Source organism: Parafrankia soli (assembly GCF_001854695.1).
GTDB lineage: Bacteria > Actinomycetota > Actinomycetes > Frankiales > Frankiaceae > Parafrankia > Parafrankia soli.
The window spans coordinates 21,425-41,818 of sequence record NZ_MAXA01000257.1 but is presented as its reverse complement, the minus strand read 5'-3'; the positions used below and the strand labels follow the sequence as shown (position 1 = coordinate 41,818).

General features: G+C 73.4%; 21 protein-coding genes. 19 read left to right on the top strand and 2 right to left on the bottom strand.

Translation table 11 applies throughout. The annotated features are described in order from the left end of the window. Window positions 1–8: 8 nt before the first annotated feature. The 6 genes from BBK14_RS29625 (at window position 9) to BBK14_RS29600 (ending at window position 4,080) form a co-directional block, all read left to right on the top strand. On the top strand, window positions 9–785 hold the full coding sequence (locus BBK14_RS29625; protein WP_020463537.1) for a UbiX family flavin prenyltransferase: 777 nt from the start codon (window positions 9–11) through the stop codon (window positions 783–785). A gap of 102 nt (window positions 786–887) precedes the next feature. Continuing rightward, window positions 888–1,190, top strand: a complete 303-nt coding sequence (locus BBK14_RS29620) for a hypothetical protein (protein WP_241831947.1) — start codon at window positions 888–890, stop codon at window positions 1,188–1,190. 110 nt (window positions 1,191–1,300) lie between these two features. Next, window positions 1,301–2,449, top strand: coding sequence for an aminofutalosine synthase MqnE (mqnE, locus tag BBK14_RS29615; RefSeq protein ID WP_071066470.1), 1,149 nt, complete (start codon window positions 1,301–1,303; stop codon window positions 2,447–2,449). Window positions 2,450–2,456: 7 nt separating this feature from the next. After that, window positions 2,457–2,864, top strand: coding sequence for a hypothetical protein (locus tag BBK14_RS29610; RefSeq protein WP_071066469.1), 408 nt, complete (start codon window positions 2,457–2,459; stop codon window positions 2,862–2,864). Next, window positions 2,864–3,172, top strand: coding sequence for a hypothetical protein (locus tag BBK14_RS29605; RefSeq protein ID WP_071066468.1), 309 nt, complete (start codon window positions 2,864–2,866; stop codon window positions 3,170–3,172). The genes BBK14_RS29610 and BBK14_RS29605 overlap by 1 nt, the downstream gene beginning before the upstream one ends. Then, entirely contained in the window at window positions 3,169–4,080 is a 912-nt protein-coding gene (locus tag BBK14_RS29600; RefSeq protein ID WP_420849202.1) for a menaquinone biosynthetic enzyme MqnA/MqnD family protein, read from the top strand. The genes BBK14_RS29605 and BBK14_RS29600 overlap by 4 nt, the downstream gene beginning before the upstream one ends. 182 nt (window positions 4,081–4,262) lie before the next feature. Here the strand turns inward: BBK14_RS29600 and BBK14_RS29595 are convergent, their stop codons facing one another. Then, complete coding sequence (locus BBK14_RS29595) at window positions 4,263–5,432, bottom strand: helix-turn-helix domain-containing protein (RefSeq protein WP_071066467.1); 1,170 nt, start codon at window positions 5,430–5,432, stop codon at window positions 4,263–4,265. Between the two features lie 694 nt (window positions 5,433–6,126). Between BBK14_RS29595 and BBK14_RS29590 the strand changes: the two genes are divergently transcribed. From BBK14_RS29590 to cobA, 6 genes are all read left to right on the top strand, one after another. Further along, window positions 6,127–6,687 carry a response regulator transcription factor gene (locus BBK14_RS29590; protein WP_071066466.1) on the top strand — a complete coding sequence of 187 codons (561 nt, stop codon included), beginning with the start codon at window positions 6,127–6,129 and terminating at the stop codon, window positions 6,685–6,687. Window positions 6,688–7,017: 330 nt separating this feature from the next. Beyond that, a complete protein-coding gene (locus tag BBK14_RS39205) occupies window positions 7,018–7,218 on the top strand; it encodes a putative leader peptide (RefSeq protein ID WP_071066465.1) in 201 nt (66 codons plus the stop codon). A 56-nt stretch (window positions 7,219–7,274) separates the two neighbouring features. Continuing rightward, window positions 7,275–9,047 (top strand): nitrite/sulfite reductase, encoded by a 1,773-nt coding sequence (locus tag BBK14_RS29580; protein WP_071066464.1) that lies wholly within the window; start codon window positions 7,275–7,277, stop codon window positions 9,045–9,047. Continuing rightward, on the top strand, window positions 9,044–9,262 hold the full coding sequence (locus BBK14_RS29575) for a hypothetical protein (RefSeq protein WP_018505187.1): 219 nt from the start codon (window positions 9,044–9,046) through the stop codon (window positions 9,260–9,262). The genes BBK14_RS29580 and BBK14_RS29575 overlap by 4 nt, the downstream gene beginning before the upstream one ends. Beyond that, on the top strand, window positions 9,262–9,933 hold the full coding sequence (locus BBK14_RS29570; RefSeq protein ID WP_020463528.1) for a phosphoadenylyl-sulfate reductase: 672 nt from the start codon (window positions 9,262–9,264) through the stop codon (window positions 9,931–9,933). The genes BBK14_RS29575 and BBK14_RS29570 overlap by 1 nt, the downstream gene beginning before the upstream one ends. Before the next feature lie 160 nt (window positions 9,934–10,093). Further along, window positions 10,094–11,734, top strand: a complete 1,641-nt coding sequence (gene cobA / locus BBK14_RS29565) for a uroporphyrinogen-III C-methyltransferase (protein ID WP_198541479.1) — start codon at window positions 10,094–10,096, stop codon at window positions 11,732–11,734. Window positions 11,735–11,845: 111 nt separating this feature from the next. On the opposite strand, the gene BBK14_RS29560 is transcribed toward cobA, so the two are convergent. Next, a complete protein-coding gene (locus BBK14_RS29560) occupies window positions 11,846–12,307 on the bottom strand; it encodes a sirohydrochlorin chelatase (protein WP_071066462.1) in 462 nt (153 codons plus the stop codon). Between BBK14_RS29560 and BBK14_RS39200 the strand changes: the two genes are divergently transcribed. The 7 genes from BBK14_RS39200 to BBK14_RS29530 all read left to right on the top strand — a co-directional run bounded on the left by BBK14_RS39200 (window position 12,306) and on the right by BBK14_RS29530 (window position 20,390). Next, window positions 12,306–12,443, top strand: coding sequence for a hypothetical protein (locus BBK14_RS39200; protein WP_198541478.1), 138 nt, complete (start codon window positions 12,306–12,308; stop codon window positions 12,441–12,443). The two genes, BBK14_RS29560 and BBK14_RS39200, sit on opposite strands and share 2 nt — an antisense overlap. 496 nt (window positions 12,444–12,939) lie before the next feature. Further along, window positions 12,940–14,805, top strand: coding sequence for a serine/threonine-protein kinase (locus BBK14_RS29555; RefSeq protein WP_071066461.1), 1,866 nt, complete (start codon window positions 12,940–12,942; stop codon window positions 14,803–14,805). Window positions 14,806–14,863: 58 nt separating this feature from the next. Further along, a complete protein-coding gene (locus BBK14_RS29550) occupies window positions 14,864–15,229 on the top strand; it encodes a hypothetical protein (RefSeq protein ID WP_241831946.1) in 366 nt (121 codons plus the stop codon). Between the two features lie 175 nt (window positions 15,230–15,404). Next, entirely contained in the window at window positions 15,405–16,610 is a 1,206-nt protein-coding gene (gene mqnC, locus BBK14_RS29545; RefSeq protein ID WP_049795791.1) for a cyclic dehypoxanthinyl futalosine synthase, read from the top strand. A 167-nt stretch (window positions 16,611–16,777) separates the two neighbouring features. Further along, window positions 16,778–17,824 carry an adenosine deaminase gene (add, locus tag BBK14_RS29540; RefSeq protein WP_420849203.1) on the top strand — a complete coding sequence of 349 codons (1,047 nt, stop codon included), beginning with the start codon at window positions 16,778–16,780 and terminating at the stop codon, window positions 17,822–17,824. Between the two features lie 4 nt (window positions 17,825–17,828). After that, the gene (locus BBK14_RS29535) at window positions 17,829–18,578 is read left to right on the top strand and encodes a demethylmenaquinone methyltransferase (protein ID WP_071066460.1); all 750 of its coding nucleotides are present in this window, start codon (window positions 17,829–17,831) and stop codon (window positions 18,576–18,578) included. Between the two features lie 177 nt (window positions 18,579–18,755). Further along, window positions 18,756–20,390 (top strand): GGDEF domain-containing protein, encoded by a 1,635-nt coding sequence (locus BBK14_RS29530; protein ID WP_071066459.1) that lies wholly within the window; start codon window positions 18,756–18,758, stop codon window positions 20,388–20,390. Window positions 20,391–20,394: the final 4 nt, after the last annotated feature.

Sequence of the window (20,394 nt, the reverse complement as noted above, 5' to 3'; positions counted from 1 at the left end):
TCCACGGGATGTCCCGATCCGCCGCCGGCGCACCCGGCGGCCCGCCCGCGACGGGGGGCGATCCGCGGCGGCCCTGGGTCGTCGGGGTCAGCGGCGCGAGCGGAACGCCCTACGCCGCCGCCGTCCTGCGCGGTCTGCTGGCCGCCGATCTGCCCGTCGACATCGTGGTCTCCCGCGCGGCCCGGCTCACCCTGCTCGACGAGACCGGCATCGGCTGGCGGGACGGCGCCTGGCGCGACCCGCTGGCGAGCTGGCTCCGCACCCGGCTCGACGGCCGGCCCCGCGCCGACGCGGCCGAGGTGGCCGCCCGCGTCGACCGCCTGGTGGACGTCCACCCGCCCGACGACATGGGTGCGCGCCCGAGCAGTGGCTCCTACCCGACCCAAGGGATGATCGTTGTCCCGGCGAGCACCGCCTCGGTCGCCGGCATCGCCCTCGGCCTGTCCAAGGACCTGCTCCAGCGCGCGGCGGACGTCACCCTCAAGGAGGGCCGGCGCCTGGTCGTGGTGCCCCGGGAGATGCCCTACACCCGGGCCACGCTGCGGCACATGCTCGACCTGGACGCCGCCGGTGCCGTCGTGGCCGCGGCCAGTCCCGGCTTCTACGCCGGCGCCCGCGCCGCGGAGGACCTGGTGGACTTCGTCGCCGGCCGGGTTCTCGATGCCGCCGGCGTTCCCAACACCCTGTTCCGCCGGTGGACGGGCGAGCTCGGCGCCGCCCGCACCGCCCCGGCGCGTACAACAGACCTGGGGGACGGGCCGCGGCGCGCCCCGACCAGCGGATAAGGGACGGGCGGGAACGTCATGGCGAGAAAGAAAGCCGGACAGGCACGTGGCCGGAACCCGGCGTCCGCGGGGCCCGCGAAGCCTGCGCGGCCCGGGGCACCCATGGGCCCCGGGGCAGCGGCGGGCTCCGGGAGCCAGCGGCGGCCGCGCCGTGAGCCCGAGGTCGCCCCGGATCTGCGCGTCCAGCTCCCGTACTTCCTGATCCGGCTTGCCGTGCTCGTGATCCTCACCGTGGTCCTCATCGCGGTCGGGGTGGCCCCGCTGCTCAGCGTCCTCATCGGCTTCGCGGCGGCCGGGCTCCTCACCTGGCCGCTGGGCCGCATGCAGCGGCGGGCCGCGCAGCGGTCCGCCGAGCGGGCCAGGGCCGAAGACTCCATCGGGAACCCGCCCGCTTCCCGAGGGTGACTGTGCATGGTTCGGGCAGCGACCGCGATCGGGCCTGCGGCGGGGATCACGGCACCGGTGGCGGACCGGGACGTCATGGATTGTCGGTCCGCGGAGCTACGCTGGATCGCATGGATGCCGGGCTCAAGCGCGAGATCGAAGCCAAGGTCCACGACGATGCCCGGCTCAGCCGGGCCGACGGTGAGGCCCTCTACGCGAGCGACGACCTCGCCTGGCTGGGCGGTCTCGCGCACGAGGTGCGTACCCGAAAGAACGGCGACCAGACCTTCTTCAACGTGAACCGGCACCTCAACCTGACGAACGTCTGCTCGGCCTCGTGCGCCTACTGCTCGTTCCAACGCAAGCCCGGCGAGTCGGACGCCTACACCATGCGCATCGAGGAGGCCGTCCGGCTGGCGAAGGATATGGAGCCGGCCGGGATCACCGAGCTGCACATCGTCAACGGCCTGCACCCGACGTTGCCGTGGCGTTACTATCCGCGCTCGCTGCGCGAGCTGGGGAAGGCGCTGCCCGGCGTCGCGCTCAAGGCGTTCACCGCCACCGAGATCCACTGGTTCGAGAAGATCAGCGGCCTCTCCGCGGACGAGATCCTGGACGAGCTCATCGACGCGGGCCTGGAGTCGTTGACGGGCGGCGGCGCGGAGATCTTCGACTGGGGGGTCCGGCAGAAGATCGTCGGCCACGAGACCCACTGGGAGGACTGGTCGCGGATCCACCGTCTCGCGCACTCCAAGGGCCTGCGCACGCCGTGCACGATGCTGTACGGCCATGTCGAGGAGCCGCGGCACCGGGTCGACCACGTGCTGCGCCTGCGTGAGCTGCAGGACGAGACGGGCGGTTTCGCGGTGTTCATCCCGCTGCGCTTCCAGCACGACTCGGTCGGCGATCCCCGCAACCGCCTGATGAACCAGCCGATGGCGACCGGTGCGGAGGCTCTCAAGACGTTCGCGGTGTCGCGGCTGCTGTTCGACAACGTCGATCACGTCAAGTGCTTCTGGGTGATGCACGGGCTGACCACCGCCCAGCTGTCCCTGAACTTCGGCGTCGACGACCTCGACGGCTCGGTCGTCGAGTACAAGATCACTCACGACGCGGACGGCTTCGGAACGCCGAACACGATGACCCGGGAGGATCTTCTATCCGTGATCCGTGACGCGGGCTTCCGGCCGGTCGAGCGGGACACCCGCTACCGGGTCGTGCGCAGGTACGACGGTCCGGACACCACCCGGCGGGACAACCCCGTCTCGATCGACGCCTGACCCGGCGATGGCGCTCGAGGAGAACCCGGCCCGGTCGGGCGGCGGATCACGGCCCGACAGCCCGGTCGTGGCCGACAGCCCGGTCGTGGCCGGCGGGCCGGCGGCGCCCGGCCCGGCGGATCACGCGGGCGGGCCGGCGGGCCCGCCGCCCGGGGGCGCTCGCCCGGTCCGCCCGGTCCGCCCGGAGGGCGCGCCTGGGATGGGCTCCATCTTCGTGCTCGCGTTCCTGGTGATCCTGGTACCGGGGCTGGTCGCCTACAGCCTGCTGCGGTGGTGCGGCCTGGCGATCGGCCCGGCCGGCCTGCTCGGGCTGCTTGTGATCATCGTCGGGCTGGGGTTCTTTCCATCGGTCCTGCAACGGCTCGGTTGGGTGCGCCGCCGTCGGGGGCGTCCCGCCAGAAACCGGAGAGCATGATGTCCGCTGACGACGTGTCGCCGTCCGCTGGCGGCCACCCCATCGGCACGGGTGGCGCGGGCCGCGGGCGGGCCGGAGCCGCGCCGGGTGAGGGCGGGCTCATGGGGCTCAACCTCCGGTACTTCGCGCTGCGCGCGGCGATGTTCGGCGCCGTCCTCGGGGTGCTGTTCCTGGCCGGCGTGGGCGGCGTGCTGGGGTTCGCGCTCGCGGCCGTGATCAGCGGCCTGCTCAGCTACCCGCTGGCGCTGCGCCAGCGCCGGGCCGTCCTGGACAATGTCGCGGCGCGGCGCGGCGGCCGACCCTGGTGACGGCCCCGGGCGGCCCGGCTGACCACCGACCTGGTGGCGGGCCGGAGCGGCCGGAAGCGGCGGAGCGGCCGGGTCGGCCCAGGGTCGGCCACATCCAGTTTCTCAACTGTCTGCCGCTCTACTGGGGCCTGGTCCACTCCGGTGCGCTGCTCGACCTGGAGCTGACCAAGGACACCCCGGACCGCCTGAGCGACGCACTGGTCGCCGGTGACCTCGACATCGGCCCGATCAGCCTCGTCGAGTATCTCCGGCACGCCGGGGATCTCGCCGTCCTCCCGGATCTTGCCGTGGGCTCCGACGGGCCGGTCCTGTCGGTCGTCGCCACCAGCGCGCTCCCGCTCAGCGAGGTCCGCACCGTCGCGCTGGGCTCGACGTCCCGGACGAGTGTGCTGCTCGCGCGCATGCTGTTCGAGCAGCGGTGGGGGCTACGCCCGCAGTACGTGACCATGCCGCCTGACATCCCGCTGATGCTGCGTGAGGCCGACCTGGCCGTCACGATCGGCGATGTGGCGCTGCGGGCGACCTACGACGCGGAGCGGGCGGGCCCGGGCCATCCGCTGCGGGTGTTCGACCTCGCTCGCGAGTGGCGGGAGTGGACCGGCCTGCCGATGGTGTTCGCCCTCTGGGCAGCCCGGCGCTCGTTCGCCGCGGCCCATCCCGGCGTGGTCAAGGAGGTTCACGAGGCCTTCCGGTCGAGCCTCGACGCGGCCCTGCTCGAAGTGGACGAGGTCGCCCGGCGCGCGGCACGGTTCGAGGTGTTCGACCCCGCGACGCTGGCCCGCTACTTCACGACGCTCGACTTCCGGCTGGGTGCCCGCCAGCAGGCCGGAATCCTGGAGTTCGCCCGCCGCGCGGCGGCCCGTGGCGACGTGCCACCGCTCGGCGAGATCGTTTTCGCGTCGGTGTGACGCCGACTCTCGCCGCGCCCGCCGCGTCTAGTCATCCGCGCCGGGCGTGGCGGGCACGAATGCCCGAGTGGTGCGCCGGTGCCGGGAAGCGACCCGGATATCCCGGTCGGCGGCGGACCTAATGATCGCCGGCTTGCCGGGCCGCCCCGGTGACCTACTCGCAACGCCGCAATGGTGACGTATTAGACAGGCGGCCGGAATGCCTGGGAGATACCCACCGGGGGTGTGGCCCGCTGCGCGCTGGCCGTCGCGAAACGCGCGATCCGGCTTTTGACGAGAGCGATGAGCCGAGGCGGTGTCGCCCGGCCACCCGGCGCAATCAGCATCTCGTCCAGGTTCGGTTGTTGCGCGGCTGCGGCGCCGCTCACGCCTGTCGCGGACAGTGACGGTACTCCGTCGCTCTGCTGGTGGTTCCAGGTCGAGCGCGGGGCGGCCGCGCCACCCGAAGGTGCGATGCCGGCGCCGCGCCCCCGGCCCTCCATGTACCCAGCGTGATCGGCGGTGGATTCGAGCGGGTGGTCGACCCCGTCCTGGCTGTCCGCCGTGCCGGTACGGGCCGCGTGGGTGCCGGCCCGCAGATCCGAACCGGCGGAGCGCGTCGCCACCAGCCCCTGCTCCGCTCGGCGGCCGTCGAGCCCGGCCCGCCCCGCCGCGGGCTCGGACTCCTCGGCGTGCCGGGTGGCCGCGTCGATGAGGCTGTTGACGGCGAGTGTCCACGCACGCAGGCCCTCGTGGCCGGTCAGCTCGGTGAACACCGCGGCCTCCAGGCAGCAGGTGCTGGCCTTCGCGAGCTCGTCCATGTCGAGCAGGGAGATGGCCAGCAGCCCGGCCAGGTGGCCCGCGATCATGAAGAGGCGGAACTGCTGGTGCGGCAGCATCGGGGTGCGCAGGAGCTGGTCGACGAAGGCCTGCTGGTCGAGGACCTGGGCGGTGAGGTCGGCCGGGTCCAGCAGGTCGGCCGCCGCGATGAGGTCGGCGGCGAGCCGGTCGAGATAGTCGAGCTCGCGGTCGGAGCGCCGGTGGTCGAGGAGGTCACCGATCCGCCGGCGGGACTCGATCTCCGCGTCGGGCTGGCGGCGGTGCCGCTCGGTGCGCTCGGCGATGGCGGCCTCGCGCAGGTCGACGAGCGCGCCCCCGGCCTCCAGGGCCGCGTCGACCGCGGCGAGGACCGGCCGCGCCGGTATGCCCCGGCTGGGCTGTTCCAGCTGGCCGATGTACTGGCGGCTGTATCCGGTCCGCCCGGCCAGTTCGTCGCGGGACAGGCCGCGCTCACACCGGCGCCGCCGGATCTCCGTCGGGAGGATGTCCTCCGCGGTACTCGAACCCTGCCGGCCTCGGCTCCGTTGCCGCATCTGCGCCGATCCTTCCGCTGGCCGCCTGCTCACCGTTATGGGACGCGGCGGCACCTTCCCGCCTGGACGCGTGGTGCGGTCAGCCGACCGCGTTCACGCACCATACGGATCTGGTGCCTGCCGTCGTGTGCCTGGTGGGTTTCCAAGGGTGTGGCCCGTTCGGGTCACGGATACGAGACATCACCTTGTGTGATCAGAATACTCCGCCTGGCGCGGGTGACGACTAGGGGCCAAAGGTCCTAGACACGGAGAGTCGTCGTCGACCCGTTGGTGTGTGGTAGCTGTGTGACGCCGAATCTGATCACACTCCGTGATCGTTGCCTTGGATGACGGATTGCCCGTCGGGGCGTGCGGAGTGGGTTTGGGTGCTGGCCGGTATGCGCTCGGCGACCGTCCGGATCCCGTCCGGCGGCGACATCCCTGTTTTCCCGGAATCCACCCTCCGGTATTGTGAATCGATTGTGTCTTCAGTGTTTTTGATCGACGGATCGGAAATAGGGCCTGAAAAGCCCGCGCTCGCCGCCTGGTCGAGACAATTCGCCGCACCGGCCCGGGTATCCGCTCTGGGGGGCCCGTCAGGTGCTTCTGGGTGGGAGCGAACGGGTGGGGTACCCGGCGCGGTCGGGTCATACCGCGAAACCATCCCGAATGACGATGGGCACGACTCGCCCGCGGCGCGTACAAAAGACGAGTGATGGACTGCTGGCCGTCGACGGACGCGGAAGTCGGCGTCGCTGAAGTCGGCGCCGCTGGAGTCGGTCTCCCCGAAGTCGGCGTCGCGGGAGCCGGTCTCAACGGGACCGGTCTCAACGGAGCCGGTGTCTCCGACGCCGAGGTGGCCCGCGCGCCGGCCGGGCGCGGCCGGTTCCGGCCCGGTCCGTTCCGCGTCGTGATCGCGGATGACGCCGACGGGCTGCGCGAACTCCTCTGCCTCCTGTTCGACACCGAGCCGGATTTCACCGTGGTCGGCCGGGCGACGAACGGGGCGGAGGCCGTCGAGGTCGTCACCCAGACCGCGCCCGACCTCGTCCTGCTGGACGTCGCGATGCCCGTGCTCGACGGCATCGGAGCCCTGCCGCATGTGCGGATGGCGGCGCCCGACGCGCGAGTGGTGATCTTCACCGGCTTCTCCGAGAGCGCGCTGCGCGACGAGGTCATGGCCCTCGGCGCGGACGAGCTGATGGAGAAGGACCTGTCCACCAGTGCGCTGCTCGACCGGCTCCGGCAGATGTGCCGGCGCCCACGCCTCGTCTGAGCCCGCGRGCGAGCCCGTCCGGCGGCGCCGGACCGTGGGGGGTCCCGCCTGGGAGGCCACGGTCCCGCCCCGTCCCGCTTCGGCCCGGTTCTGGCCGTGCCGTCGGCTCGAATTCCCGGTCGTTCGCGCGTTGTGTGTGAGCCGTGACCCAGATGGGGTGTGACGACACAACCACGACGTCAGGGCGTCATCTGTGGGAGCATGGCCATCGTGACTGCCCGGGTCCATCTGCTGGAGCCGTCGGTCGGGCGAACAGACGCCCGTAGCCGACGCGCTGGCGCGTTCCCGTTGGCTGGGCCGTCACGGTCGGGGATCAACGTTATCCGGTTCATGCCCGGTGCCTCGACGGCCCCCTCGGCGCCGTCGGCGTACTCCGGCTCCGGCCAGCCGGGCCGGCATGGTCCGTCCGGCGTCCGCGGCGCGCTCGCGTCCCGGCCGGGTGACGTCTGCCCCGTCGACCTCCGCCTGGTCGCACGTCTGCACGTCGACCTGTTGCGCGTCTCCAGCGCCGGCTGTCGCCGCTCCCGCTGAACTCCGCCCGCGTCGGCGTTCGACGCCGTCGTGGACCCTGCTCACCGAGAGATCTCATGACTTCTCCTGCTCGACCCCCGCGTGCCGCGCGCCCGCAAAGCCCGTCCCGGCCCAAGGGACAGGGCCAATGGGCGCTGGGCTACTCCGAGCCGCTCAACCCCAACGAGCGGATGAAGAAGGACCAGGACGGCCTCGCCGTGCGCGAACGCATCCTGAACGAGTACCCGCACACGGGGTTCGACGGGATCGACCCGCAGGATCTGCGCGGCCGGTTCCGTTGGTGGGGGCTTTACACCCAGCGCCGGCCGGGGATCAGTGGCGGCCGCACCGCCGTCCTCGAGCCCGAGGAGCTCGACGACCGCTACTTCATGCAGCGCATCCGCCTGGACGGCGGCCGGATGACCTCCGAACAGCTCCGGATCATCGCTGACATCTCCACCCGTTACGGCCGGGACGTCGCCGACGTGACCGACCGCCAGAACATCCAGCTGCACTGGATCCGCATCGAGGACGTCCCGGCCATCTGGGGGGCGCTCGAGGCCGCGGGGATGACCACCGAGGAGTCGTGCGGCGACACCCCGCGCGTCATCCTCGGCTGCCCGCTGGCCGGGGTGGACGCCGACGAGGTCATCGACGCCACCGGCGTCATCGACCAGGTGGTGGAGCGGTTCGTCGGCGACACCACGCTGTCGAACCTGCCCCGCAAGTTCAAGAGCGCGATGTCGGGCTGCCCCGACCAGTGCACCCTGCACGAGATCAACGACATCGCCTTCGTCGGTGTCGTGCACCCCGAGCTCGGCCCCGGGTACGACCTGTGGGTCGGCGGTGGGCTGTCGACGAACCCGAAGCTCGGCGTGCGCCTGGGCACCTTCGTCACCCCGGAGCGGGTGCCCGAGGTGTGGCACGGCGTCATCCAGCTCTTCCGTGACTACGGCTACCGGCGGATGCGGACCAGGGCGCGGCTGAAGTTCCTCGTCGCCGACATGGGCGTCGAGTGGGTGCGCTCGACCCTGGAGAAGGAGTACCTGGACGCGGCGCTGCCGGACGGCCCGGCGCCGCTGCCGCCCCGCAACGAGGGCCGCGACCACATCGGCGTCCACCAGCAGCGTGACGGGTTCTTCGCGGTCGGCTTCGCGCCGCGGGCCGGCCGCCTCACCGGGACGACGCTCACCGCCGTCGCGAACCTCGCCGACCGGTTCGGCCAGGGGCGGATCCGGGCGACCACCACCCAGAAGCTGGTGATCCTGGACGTCCCCGGCGAGAATCTCGACGCGCTCGAGGCGGAGCTGGCCGCGCTCGACCTGGTCGTCCGGCCGAGCGTCTTCCGCCGCGGCACGATGGCCTGCACCGGCATCGAGTTCTGCAAGCTGGCGATCGTCGAGACCAAGGGCAACGCCCGCGACCTCATCGTCGAGCTGGAGCGCCGGCTGCCCGACTTCGACGAGCCCATCGGCATCAACATCAACGGCTGCCCGAACGCCTGCGCGCGGTTCCAGGTGGCCGACATCGGCCTCAAGGGCTCGCTCGTCCCGGACGACAACGGCGAGATGGTCGAGGGGTTCCAGGTCCACCTCGGTGGCCACCTGGGCACCCGCTCCCGGCTGGGCCGGAAGTCACGTGGTCTCAAGGTGACCGCCGACGGCCTGGTCGACTACGTCGTCGGCCTGCTGGAGACCTACCAGGAACACCGGGCCGACGGCGACACCTTCGCCGACTGGGCGGAACGCGCGGACGAGGCGCTGCTGACCGGCGTCGGGTCCGGCTCCGCGTCGGCCGGCTCCGCGTCGGCCGGCCCGGCCGGCGGCCGGACCGAGGGCGGCGCGACGTGAGCGCCCGCGCCGTCCCGTTCTACTGCCCCTACTGCGGTGACGAGGACCTCGTTCCCGAGCCCGCGCCGGGCGGGACGGGTGAGGGCCACGGGCACTGGTCGTGCCGGTCGTGCCGGCGCGCCTTCCGGCTCAGTCTCACTGCGCTGGCCACAGCCAGAACAGGTTCGGCGAACGGCACCGTCGTGGCGCCGTCGGACGTGGAGGAGAAGAACTGATGGATGCCGCGCTGAAGGCCCGGGCACTGCGGGCCGGCGACGAGCTCGAGGGCGCCCCGGCGGAGGAGATCCTCCAGTGGGCCGCCGACGAGTTCGGCACCGGTCTCGTCGTCGCGGCGTCGATGGCCGAGGCGGTCCTCGTCGACATGCTCGCGCGCATCCGCTCGGACGTCCCGGTGGTCTTCATCGACACCGGTTACCACTTCGCGGAGACCATCGGCACCCGGGACGCCGTGGCGCACACCTACTCGTTGCCGATCATCAGCGCCCGCCCGCAGCTCACCGTCGTCGGTCAGGACGCCGTGCACGGGCCGCGGCTCTACGAGAGCGACCCGGACCTGTGCTGCCGGATGCGCAAGATCGTCCCGCTGGACCGCGCGCTCGCCCCCTACCGGGCCTGGGCGGCCGGTTCGCGGCGGGTGGAGTCCGCCGGGCGCAAGAGCCTGCCGGTCGTCGGCTGGGATCAGCGCCGCGGCAAGGTCAAGATCCACCCGCTGGCCACCTGGACGGACGAGGACGTCGAGCGGTACGTCCAGGAGCACAACGTGATCGTGAACCCGCTGCTCTCCGACGGCTACGAGTCGGTGGGCTGCTGGCCGTGCACCCAGCGCGGCGCCGGCCGGGACGGCCGCTGGGCCGGTACGACCAAGACCGAGTGCGGCATCCACTAGTTCGCTTGGCTCGCAGCCGGGAGCCGGGTGGCGCACAGTTCGGGGCAGGTGGCCAGGACCACGCTGTACCGTGCACGCCGTGGCAGTCGTGACACCTGGGCCGCAAGCCCGTGGATCCGGGTCGGATCCGGCACCTTCCCAGGTCGGTCGGCCCGGCGAGGTGTGGCTGGTGGGGGCTGGGCCGGGTGATCCCGGGCTGCTGACGGTCCGCGGGCGGGAGCTGCTCGCCACCGCCGACGTCGTCGTCACCGACCGCCTGGCCGCGGCCGTCCTCCTCGACGTCGCCCGGCCGGACGCCCGCGTCATCCACGTGGGCAAGAGCCCGACGACATCCCGCAGCCAGGACGAGGTCAACGCGCTGCTGGTCGAGCACGCGCGCGCCGGCGCCCGGGTGGTGCGGCTCAAGGGCGGCGACCCGTTCCTGCTGGGCCGGGGCGGCGAGGAGGCCGAGGCCTGCGCCGCCGCCGGTGTCAGCTGCACCGTGGTCCCCGGCGTGACCTCCGCGATCGCCGTGCCCGCGTACGCCGGCATCCCCGTCACGCACCGTGGCGTCGCGCAGGATCTCGCGATCATCTCCGGCCACCTGCCGCCGGGGCACCCCGAGTCGACGGTCGACTGGGCCGCGCTCGGTGCCTCCCGCGCCACGATCGTCGTGCTCATGGGGGTCGCCCGGCTGGTCGACATCGTCGACGCGCTGCTGGCGGGCGGACGTCCGCCCGGGACCCCGGCCGCTGTCATCGAGCGCGGCACGACCCCGGCACAGCGGGTGCTCCGCACGACCCTGGACGCCCTCGTCGTCGACGCCGTGGCCTTCGGGCTGCGCTCCCCGGCGGTGCTGGTCGTCGGCGAGGTCGCCGCGCGCAGGGACGCCGCCGTCCCCATCCCGCCGGTGGTCGAGGCCGACGCCGATCACGGCGAGCGGGTCCCTGACGGGTACGGCACGCGGGACACGCGGGTCCCCGACGGGCAGGGCATTTTCGGTGGTCGGGGTGTCTCCGGTGGTCGGGGCGTCTCCGGCGGGCAGGGCGGCCGCGCCTCGTCGGGGCGGCCCGGGGTGGCCGGCGACGCTCCGCTGGCGGGTATCCGTGTCCTCGTCCCGCGTACCAGGGCGCGGCAGGGGCTGCTCGCCCGCAGGCTGCGCGAGCTGGGCGGCGAGGCCGTCGAGACGGTGGTCAGCCGGCTCGTCCCGACCGGGGACGCGACGCCGCTGCGCGAGGCGCTTCCAGGTGCGGACGGCCTCGTGCTGGCTGACTCCGACGAGGTCGCCGCCGTGGTCTCGCTGCTGCGGGGCGCGGGTACGGACGTGCGGGCGCTCGCCGGACTGACGCTCGTCGCGGCATCCGCCTCGGCCGCCGCCGCGCTCGACGCGCTGGGGCTGGCCTGCGCGCGGTCGTCGGCCGAGGTCCAGGTCGCCCACACGGTGGTGACGGAGGTCCCGGTGCCCGGGCTGCGGGTGGTGATCTGCGGGGCCGCGCCGCCGCCGGTGGGGATCCGGACGCTGCGTCGCGTGCGGCTGCTCGCCGACGCGCCCGCCGAGGCCGACCCGCGGATCGCCGAGGAACTGCGCCACGGTGACGTCGACGCCGTCGCGCTGGCGTCGTCGACGGCGGCCCGCTGCCTGGTCGAGCTGTACGGTCCGTTGCCGGACAGTGTCCTCGTCGCCGCGATGGGCCGGCGCACCGCGCAGGCCTGCGAGGCTGTTGGCCTGCGGGTGGACGCGATCCCGTCCGAGCCGGGGATCTACCCGCTCGTGGCGGCGGTCGCCGATCTCGTGGCCGGCCGGCGAGCGCCGACGGCGTAGCCCAGGGCGTCGGCAGACCCGGTCGGGGGCCTGCCGGCGTCGTGAGGCCGGCGGCTGGGCGGGCGGGGTGGGCACTGCCGTGGCCTTAGCGGTACCCCGCGAACGCAATGGTCAGGAATGTGCCGGTGCCGCGGCGGCGGCTTGGTGCAGCGCGTCCTCGATGCGGGCCTGCACGGCCCGCACGACCCCCGGATGCAGCCCGAGCGGCTGGGTGACCGTCCAGCTCGTCCCGGGGTGGTCCGTCTGCGCTGCCGCCAGAGCGTCCGGGATGTCGCGGCTGGTGTGGTTCCCGTCGAACAGGAAGAAGGGATGCGCCACGATCTCCGAGCAGCCGGTGCGGACCAGCGCGGCGTAGCCCTCCGCGATGTCCGGGCGGGCGATCTCGAGGAAGGCCGGTTCCACCGCGTCCCAGGCGGGGGGCGTGCCGGTCGGCACGCCGCCGCCGCTCCCGTCGCCGGGGGCTGGGGCTGGGCTGTCGGTGTCGGCACCGGCCAGCGTGCGCGCGAGCTCGACGACCGTGGCGTTCGCCTCCGCCCGCCGCGAGCCGTGTCCGATCACCAGGAGACCGCGCATGCTCTCTAGTCTGCAACCAGCGGCGGGCGGCACGTCGCCGGGCGGGCACGCCGCCGGGCGGGCACGCCGCCGGGCGGGCACGCCGCCGGGCGGGCGCGTTGCCCGGCGGGCACGCCGCCGGCGGGTCCGGCTCTGATGCTGGGGTGGCTCTGTTCCTGGCGGCTGGTCGGAGGCCCGGCTCGGCTCCTTGCCCTGAGGAGTCCTTCTCGCCGTTTGGTTTCTTCCTCGCCGTTTCGGGTGTCGATGGCAGCGGATTCCACCTCATTAGGGCGAGATGGAAACGAAAGGGCGAGCAGGCCGCCCGGCCCTTTGGGAGTTCTGTCCGATAGATAGCGATCTGTCCTGGTCGTGTGGTCTGGGATCGCAGTGGCCCTCGGGGTTGGAGATCGCCGGGCCCGGTGGCCCGGCTCGCGGGCTGGGTGCTGTTACGGCGGGCGGCCGTCGGAAGACGGACAGCATACGGTCATCCGACGCTGCGCGGGTTACCGTCGCGAGCGACGGCCGCCCGGCGCGACCCGGACCGCCGGCCTGTCGCCGGCGCGGCCGAGGCGTGATGATGGGGTGTCCGCGGGTTCCCGCGGGATCGAGGGTGGCGGCACGTCGCGGTGGCGCCCGAGACGAGCGGGAGACCAGTGGCGGACCGATCGGCACGCCGGACGCGGGGTGCCCCCCTGCAGCCGGGCGATCCGACGTTGATCGGGCGCTACGAGGTCGTCGGCCGGCTGGGTGCCGGCGGCATGGGCACCGTCTTCCTGGCCCTCGACCAGAGCAGCCGGCACGTAGCGATCAAGGTGATCCGCTCGGATCTCGCGGTGGATCCGGAGTTCCGGGAGCGGTTCGCCGACGAGGTCGCCGCCGCCCGCCGGGTGGCCCCCTTCTGCACCGCGCAGGTCCTCGACGCCGACCCGCACGCCCGCCGTCCCTACCTGGTCACCGAGTTCATCGACGGTGCCCGGCTCGACGAGGTCGTCGCCGAGTCCGGGGCGCTGCCGCTGTCCACCCTGCAGGGGGTCGCCGTCGGGGTGGCCTCCGCGCTGACCGCGATCCACGGCGCCGGGATCGTGCACCGTGACCTCAAGCCCAGCAACGTGCTGCTGTCGTACTCCGGCCCCCGGGTGATCGACTTCGGGATCGCGCGGGCGCTCGACGCGGCGGGCGGGCGCACCCAGTCCGGGCTGGTCCTGGGCTCGGCCGGGTGGATGGCCCCGGAACAGATGGAGGGCACGGCGCCGGTGGGCCCGGCGACCGACGTCTTCGCCTGGGGCCTCCTTGTCGCCTACGCCGCGGGCGGGAGCCACCCCTACGGCGACGGCACCTATCTCGAGATGTCGGAGCGGATCCTCACCGGCCAGCCCGACCTGCGGCCCGTCCCGGCACAGCTGCGCGACGTCGTCGCCGCGGCGCTGCGACGCGACCAGCGGGTGCGGCCGTCCGCCGAGCAGATCCTGCTGAACCTGCTCGGTGACCGTGGCCGGAGCGGCAACACGCGCGCCGTGGCCAGTGAGGTCCTCGACGGCACCTGGCCACGCGGCCGGTCCGCCGCCGCGGCGGCGGCGGCCGGTTACGTGGCGGGCGCGGCCGGCGCGGGCGACGCGGGCGACGCCTTCGGCGCGGCAGGTGCCGCCGGAGCCGGTGGTGGGCCCGCGGCGACCCGTGTGGCGGGCGGGACGGCCGGCGCGGGCCAGGCCCCCGGCCGACCGGCCCCGACCCGCGTCGCCGGCCCCGCGGACGTCAGTAGCCGCTGGTGGGAGGGCCCGCCGGCGCCGGCCTCGGGCCGGCCGGGCGACGGTGCGGCCCCGGGCGGGTTGCCCGGTGCCCGCCAGGCATCCCCGCCGGTGCCGGGCGGGCAGCAACCCGCCCGCCGCCGCCGCAAGGGCGGATTCGTCCAGTACGGGGACGAGCCCGAAGCCGCCCGACCGGACGGGCGGTACTCGGCAGGTGCGGCCGGCGCGGCTGGAGCCGGCGCGGCGGCGGCCGGTGCCGGCGCGGCCGGTCCGCCGCAGGCCCAGGGCGGCGGCGCGCGGCCGGCGAGTGCCAGGCCGGCTCCCCGTGGATACGCACCCGCCGCGCCACCCCCGCCCGCGCCTCGCCCGGCGCCGCGACCGGCTCCCCGGCCGGCGCCCTCGCCCGCTCCGGCGTCGGCGCCGTACTACGGCGACGCGCACCGCCCGGCACCCCCCGCGCCGGCGCCGTACGCGCCGAGCCGCCGGCCGCGCCGGCGGTGGCGCCTGCGGATCCCGTTCAAGAAGACGATCATCTTCGTGGCGCTCGTGCTGCTCCTGCTGTCGGCGGCCGACCAGATCGCCACGATGGTGGACGACCAGCGCCAGCGGCTCTGGGACAGAGTCGTCAGCACATTCCGGGACGACATCGGCGGCCGGATCGACGACCTGTGGGGCAAGACCGACAACCTGCGGGACCAGACCCCTGACCTGGGCGACCAGGTTCCCAACCTGCCCACCCAGCTGCCCGGCGGGCTCGGGAACCAGAACGGCTGAACCGTGCTGGCGCGGGCCCGGGCCGGCCACGCTTCGCGGCCGCGTGGAGGTCGGCGGCATGAAACAGGCCCGACGCAGGTACACCGTCGTCATGGCGAACTTCAGCAGCAAGGTCCAGGAGATGCTCCACAGCCCGAAGGCCCGCCAGATGGTCGACAAGGCGCGGGCCGCGGCGAACAAGCCGGAGAACCGCGACAAGATCCGACAGCTGTCCAGCAAGCTCACCAGCCGCGGCCGTAGCGGGCAGGGTACCGGCCATGACGCCCGTGTCGGGCCGGACAACATGCACTCCGACGTGCACCGTTCCGACTTCGGCGGCCAGAGCGGCGCCGGGCCTTCCGGCCCGGGAACGACCGGTGCGGGCGGGCCCGGCGCCGGGGCGGGTTCCGGCTCCCGCGACAGCTCGGGATACGACCGGATCTGAGCCGGTCCGCCACCCGGCCCCGGCGCCGCCGGGGCCGGCGCCACCCGGGCCGGCGCTTCCCCGGGCCGGTGTAGCCCGGGCCGGGGCTTCTGAGGCGGTGTCTTCCGAGCCGGCTCGTCCGAGTTCGGCCGCCCGTCGCCCGGGGCTCGCCCAGCGCAGGTCGTACGATCCTGGGGTGAGCCTTGTTGATGCCGACGGTGAGTCCCCGGCGGGCCGGGCCCGCGTTCCCGACGCCGAGATCCGCGCGCTGCTCGACCGGGCGGCCGACGGCGGGCGGATCTCGCCGGAGGAGGCGCTCCTCCTCTACACGTCCGCTCCGCTGCACGGGCTCGGGCGCGCGGCCGACGCCGTCCGCCGCCGCCGGTACCCGGACGGCATCGCCACCTACATCATCGACCGGAACATCAACTACACCAACGTCTGCGTGACGGCCTGCCGGTTCTGCGCCTTCTACCGGTCGCCGAAGCACGCCGAGGGCTGGGTCCGCGACCTCGACGACATCGTCGCCAAGTGCGGCGAGGCGGTCGAGCTGGGCGCCACCCAGATCATGCTGCAGGGCGGCCACAACCCCGAGTTCGGGATCGAGTGGTACGAGCGGACGTTCGCCGGCATCAAGGCCGCCTACCCGCAGCTCGCCCTGCACTCGCTCGGCGCCAGCGAGGTCGTGCACATCGCGCGGACGTCCGACCTGGACTTCGCCGAGGTGATCACCCGGCTGCGCGACGCCGGGCTCGACAGCTTCGCCGGCGCGGGCGCGGAGATCCTCACCGAGCGTCCCCGGCACGCGATCGCCCCGCTCAAGGAGCCCGGCCACGTGTGGCTGTCGGTCATGGAGATCGCCCACGGCCTGGGCCTGGAGTCGACGGCGACGTTCATGATGGGCACCGGCGAGACCAACGCCGAGCGCATCGAGCACATGCGCATGATCCGGGACGTCCAGGACCGCACCGGCGGGTTCCGCTCGTTCATCCCATGGACGTACCAGCCGGAGAACAACCACCTCGGCGGCCGGACGCAGGCGACGACCCTGGAGTACCTGCGGCTGGTGGCCGTCGCGCGGCTGTTCTTCGACAACGTGGCCCACCTGCAGGGCTCGTGGCTGACCACCGGCAAGGAGGTCGGCCAGCTCACCCTGCACATGGGCGCCGACGATCTCGGCTCGGTGATGCTCGAGGAGAACGTCGTCTCCTCCGCGGGGGCCCGGCACCGCACCAACCGGTCCGAGCTCATCCACCTGATCCGGGCCGCCGACCGCATCCCGGCGCAGCGCGACACGCTGTACCGGCACCTCGTCGTGCACCGTGACCCGGCGCTCGACCCGGTCGACGACCGGGTGGCCTCGCACTTCTCCTCGACCGCGCTGCCGCTGGTGTCGACCTGAGCCACGACCAGCGCCACGACCTGAGCCACGAACCGAACGCTGTCCCGAAGGCCGTCCCGAACGCTGTGTCGACGTCCGCTGAGGCGGTCAGGGGCGAGCCGGCCGCGGTGGGTAGCGGGCCGAAGATCGAGCTGCACGTCCACCTCGAGGGGACGGTGCGGCCGGAGATGCTGCTCGCGATGGCGCGCCGCAACAACGAGGCGCTGCCGGCGCGCACCGTCGAGGGCGTGGCCGAGCTGTACCGCTTCCGCGACTTCGACCACTTCCTCAAGGTCTGGGTGCTCACGACGCAGGTCATGCGCACGGCCGACGACTTCCGCGAGGTCGTCGTCGACTACGCGGGACGGGCCGCCGCGCAGGGCGCCGTCTACCTCGAAGGCATCTTCTCGCCGTGGTTCCGGGTGAACCGGGGCGTGCCCTGGCAGGAGATCTTCACCGGCTACGCCGAGGGTGCCGTCGAGGCCCGCGAGCGCTTCGGGGTCGAGGTACGGCTGACCCCGGACATCGACCGGGTGCTGCCACCCGAGGTCGCGATGGACGTCGTCGGCTGGGCAGCCCGGTTCACCGACCGCGGTGTCGTCGGGATCGGGCTCGGCGGGCCCGAGGTGGGCCATCCGCCGGAGCCGTACGCGCCGGTCTTCGCCGCCGCCGCGGACGCCGGCCTGCCCGCCGTCCCGCACGCGGGGGAGACGGCCGGCGCCGAGTCGGTGCGCGGCGCGCTGCACGCGCTGGGGGCGAGGCGGATCCGGCACGGCGTGCGGGCCCTCGAGGACCCCGAGCTCGTCGCCGAGCTGGTAGAGCGGGGCATCGTGCTGGACGTCTGCCCGACGTCGAACCTGCGGACGGGTGTCGTCACCGACCTGGCGGCGCACCCGCTGCCCGAGCTGCTCGCGGCCGGGCTGCGCTGCTCGCTGGCCACCGACGATCCGGCGATGTTCGGCACGGATCTCGAACGGGAGTACGCCGTCGCGGCGGGCCTCGGGGTGCGCCTCGCCCGGCTCTACGAGGCCGGGGTTGCCGGCGCGTTGTGCGACGACCGGACCCGGTCCCGGCTGGCGGCGCTCGGGGCCGGCACGGACTGGGACGCCGCCCAGGCCACGGCGCTCGCCGCCGAGGCGGCTGGATCGGCGGCGGCTGGGTCCGCGCTGGCCGGGTCTGACGCGGCTGGGTCCGCGACGGCGGGGTCCGTGGCCATGATGAACGCAGAGGGATGAGCCGGTGAGTCGAGCGGGTCTGGACAAGAAGCCCGACCAGGTGGCCGCGATGTTCGACCAGGTCGCGCGGCGGTACGACGTGACGAACGCGGTGCTGTCGGCCGGCCTGGACCGCACCTGGCGGACCGCGACCGCGCGGGCCCTGGCCCTGGCGCCTGGCCTGCGGGTCCTCGACGTCGCGGCCGGGACGGCGACGTCGTCCCGGGCCTTCGCCGCCGCCGGGGCCGATGTCGTGGCCTGTGACTTCTCTCTCGGCATGCTGGCCCAGGCCCGGCGCCGGCTCACCGACGCGACCGCGCGGGCGGGCGCCGGGGCGGGAACGGGTGGCGGCCGGGTGCTGCTGGCGGCTGGTGACGGCCTGAGCCTGCCCTTCGCGGACGGCTCCTTCGACCGGGTCACGATCTCCTTCGGTCTGCGCAACGTGGCCGAGGTCGACGTCTGCCTCGCCGAGCTGCTGCGGGTCACCCGGCCGGGGGGCGTGCTGGCGGTCTGCGAGTTCAGCCGTCCGGTGTGGCGGCCGGTGCGCACGGCGTACATGGAGTACCTGATGCGCGCGCTGCCCGCGGTCGCGCGAGCGGTGAGCAGCAGCCCGGACTCGTACGTGTACCTGGCGGAGTCCATCCGGGCCTGGCCGGGGCAGGCCGCGCTGGCGGAGACGATCCGCGCGGCCGGCTGGACAAGGGTGGGCTGGCGCAATCTCAGCGGCGGCATCGTCGCCGTCCACCGCGCCGTCCGCCCCGGCGGAGACGACTGACGTACGGCGTCGGTTGGCACCGCCGTCCCGGTTCCGCGGAACCTCAAGATCGACCGTGGCCCGTGGTGGTTGCGCCGTCGAGCGGGCGGCGTGCGTGGGAGCGCCCGGAACCTCGCATCGGACCATTACTGCATGAGTTCGTATGATTGCGTTAGGCTCTCCTGAGGGATTCGAGCGATGTCCGGACTGCGCGGCGGCGTCGCCGCTGTATCAAGGGCGTGGCGTTCGACCGGTGCCGGCCGCACGCCACCGCTGTTGTCGTGGGCGGTAGTCGGCTGCCTGGTGCTGCTTGGGCTGGACGTCGCCGTCGTGGTGCTGCTGGATCCGCGGCCTGCCGCTGCTGCCGTCACGTCCACCGCTGCGGCATTCCTGGTCGCGACGGCCGTCTCCTGCTTGTGGACTGCTCGGCGCGCCCGTGGTGCCGAGCGCCGCTGGCGGCTGCTGATCGGTCTCGCCACAGCCGGCGCGGTGGCTCCCAGCCTGGGGACGGCGAAGACATTGCTGGCCGGGGGCTCCGTGGCGGGTCGGTTTTCCCCGGCCCAGGCGGGCTTCTTCGTCCTCTATGGGGTGGCACTACTTGGGTTGCTGTCCCTGCCCTCTGAGCCGATAGACGGCCCGGGCGAGAGCGCAAGCACGGTGCGACGTCGTGGGCATCGCTGGTACGCGATCACCGTGCTGGACAGCATACTGATCGTCGGTTCGATCGCCCTGCTGGAGTGGGGGACGGTGCTGGCCACGGTCGTCCAGGTGGGCGCGCCCGATCTCATGCAGTTCCTGTTCGCTCTGGTCCAGCCGGTCACCAGCATGATCCTCGCCGCCGCGGTACTGCTGATCGCGAGCTTCCGCCGGCCGCGTTCCCTGGCGACCTCGGCATTGCTTGGCGCAGGTTTGCTTATCTCGACAGTCACCGGTAACGGCTTTCTCTACCTCGCGGCAGCGGGCAACCGTGCCGCCCCGCCGGGGGCCTATTTGGGGTTCGCTCTCAGCTGGCTGCTGACCTTCCTGGCAGCGCTGGTGCCGGTACCCGCCCGCGTGCAGCCGGACGTCCCAGCGCAGCCTGGCCCGCGGGCGATTTGGGCGCACGCCGTGCTGCCCTACATGACGCTCTGTGCGGCTGGCCTGCTGGTTCTCGGCAAGCTGTCGACTGGTGCACAGCTCGACCGGGTCGAGACGTATGGGATGGTCTGCTTGCTGCTGGTAGTGCTGGTCCGGCAGATGGTCACATTGGCGGAGAACGGCCAGCTGCTCGCCGAGGTCCGGGAACGTGAGCGCCAACTGCACTACCAGGCATTCTATGATCCGCTGACTGGTCTGGCGAACCGGGCATTGTTCATCCGGCGGCTGCAGCGGGCACTCTCGCGCGACGCCGACAACGGCGGTCGCGGCGACGGCGCCGCGCCGGTGTCTCTGCTGTTCCTGGACCTTGACGACTTCAAGCAGGTGAACGACACGTTCGGGCATGCCACCGGTGACGAACTCCTCAAGATCAGTGCCGAACGGCTGCGGGCGGGAACCCGGGCACTGGACACCGTCGCCCGGCTCGGCGGGGACGAGTTCGCCGTCATCCTCGACGGCGGCGGCCCCGACGACCCCCGCCGGATCGGTGAACGGCTCGCGACCGCGGTCCAGGCGCCGTGCCAGGTGGCCGGGCGGCCCTACACCCCACGAGCCAGCCTCGGCCTGGTCACCCTCGACGGCTCCACCGCTCGGCCAGCCAGTCCCGACATCCTGCTCCACCAGGCCGACCTGGCTATGTACGCGGCCAAACGGGAGCGCGCCGGCAGGCTGGTGGTCTACCGGCCGGACCTGTGAGCCC

Excerpts from the sequence above, each read along its gene's own strand:
- BBK14_RS29625 (WP_020463537.1), top strand. The coding sequence starts at position 9 with ATGTCCCGATCCGCCGCCGGCGCACCCGGCGGCCCGCCCGCGACGGGG.
- BBK14_RS29620 (WP_241831947.1), top strand. The coding sequence starts at position 888 with ATGGGCCCCGGGGCAGCGGCGGGCTCCGGGAGCCAGCGGCGGCCGCGC.
- mqnE (WP_071066470.1), top strand. The coding sequence starts at position 1,301 with ATGGATGCCGGGCTCAAGCGCGAGATCGAAGCCAAGGTCCACGACGAT.
- BBK14_RS29610 (WP_071066469.1), top strand. The coding sequence starts at position 2,457 with ATGGCGCTCGAGGAGAACCCGGCCCGGTCGGGCGGCGGATCACGGCCC.
- BBK14_RS29605 (WP_071066468.1), top strand. The coding sequence starts at position 2,864 with ATGTCCGCTGACGACGTGTCGCCGTCCGCTGGCGGCCACCCCATCGGC.
- BBK14_RS29595 (WP_071066467.1), bottom strand. The coding sequence starts at position 5,432 with ATGCGGCAACGGAGCCGAGGCCGGCAGGGTTCGAGTACCGCGGAGGAC.
- BBK14_RS29590 (WP_071066466.1), top strand. The coding sequence starts at position 6,127 with ATGGACTGCTGGCCGTCGACGGACGCGGAAGTCGGCGTCGCTGAAGTC.
- BBK14_RS39205 (WP_071066465.1), top strand. The coding sequence starts at position 7,018 with ATGCCCGGTGCCTCGACGGCCCCCTCGGCGCCGTCGGCGTACTCCGGC.
- BBK14_RS29580 (WP_071066464.1), top strand. The coding sequence starts at position 7,275 with ATGACTTCTCCTGCTCGACCCCCGCGTGCCGCGCGCCCGCAAAGCCCG.
- BBK14_RS29570 (WP_020463528.1), top strand. The coding sequence starts at position 9,262 with ATGGATGCCGCGCTGAAGGCCCGGGCACTGCGGGCCGGCGACGAGCTC.
- BBK14_RS39200 (WP_198541478.1), top strand. The coding sequence starts at position 12,306 with ATGCTCTCTAGTCTGCAACCAGCGGCGGGCGGCACGTCGCCGGGCGGG.
- BBK14_RS29560 (WP_071066462.1), bottom strand. The coding sequence starts at position 12,307 with ATGCGCGGTCTCCTGGTGATCGGACACGGCTCGCGGCGGGCGGAGGCG.
- BBK14_RS29550 (WP_241831946.1), top strand. The coding sequence starts at position 14,864 with ATGAAACAGGCCCGACGCAGGTACACCGTCGTCATGGCGAACTTCAGC.
- add (WP_420849203.1), top strand. The coding sequence starts at position 16,778 with ATGCTGCTCGCGATGGCGCGCCGCAACAACGAGGCGCTGCCGGCGCGC.
- BBK14_RS29530 (WP_071066459.1), top strand. The coding sequence starts at position 18,756 with ATGTCCGGACTGCGCGGCGGCGTCGCCGCTGTATCAAGGGCGTGGCGT.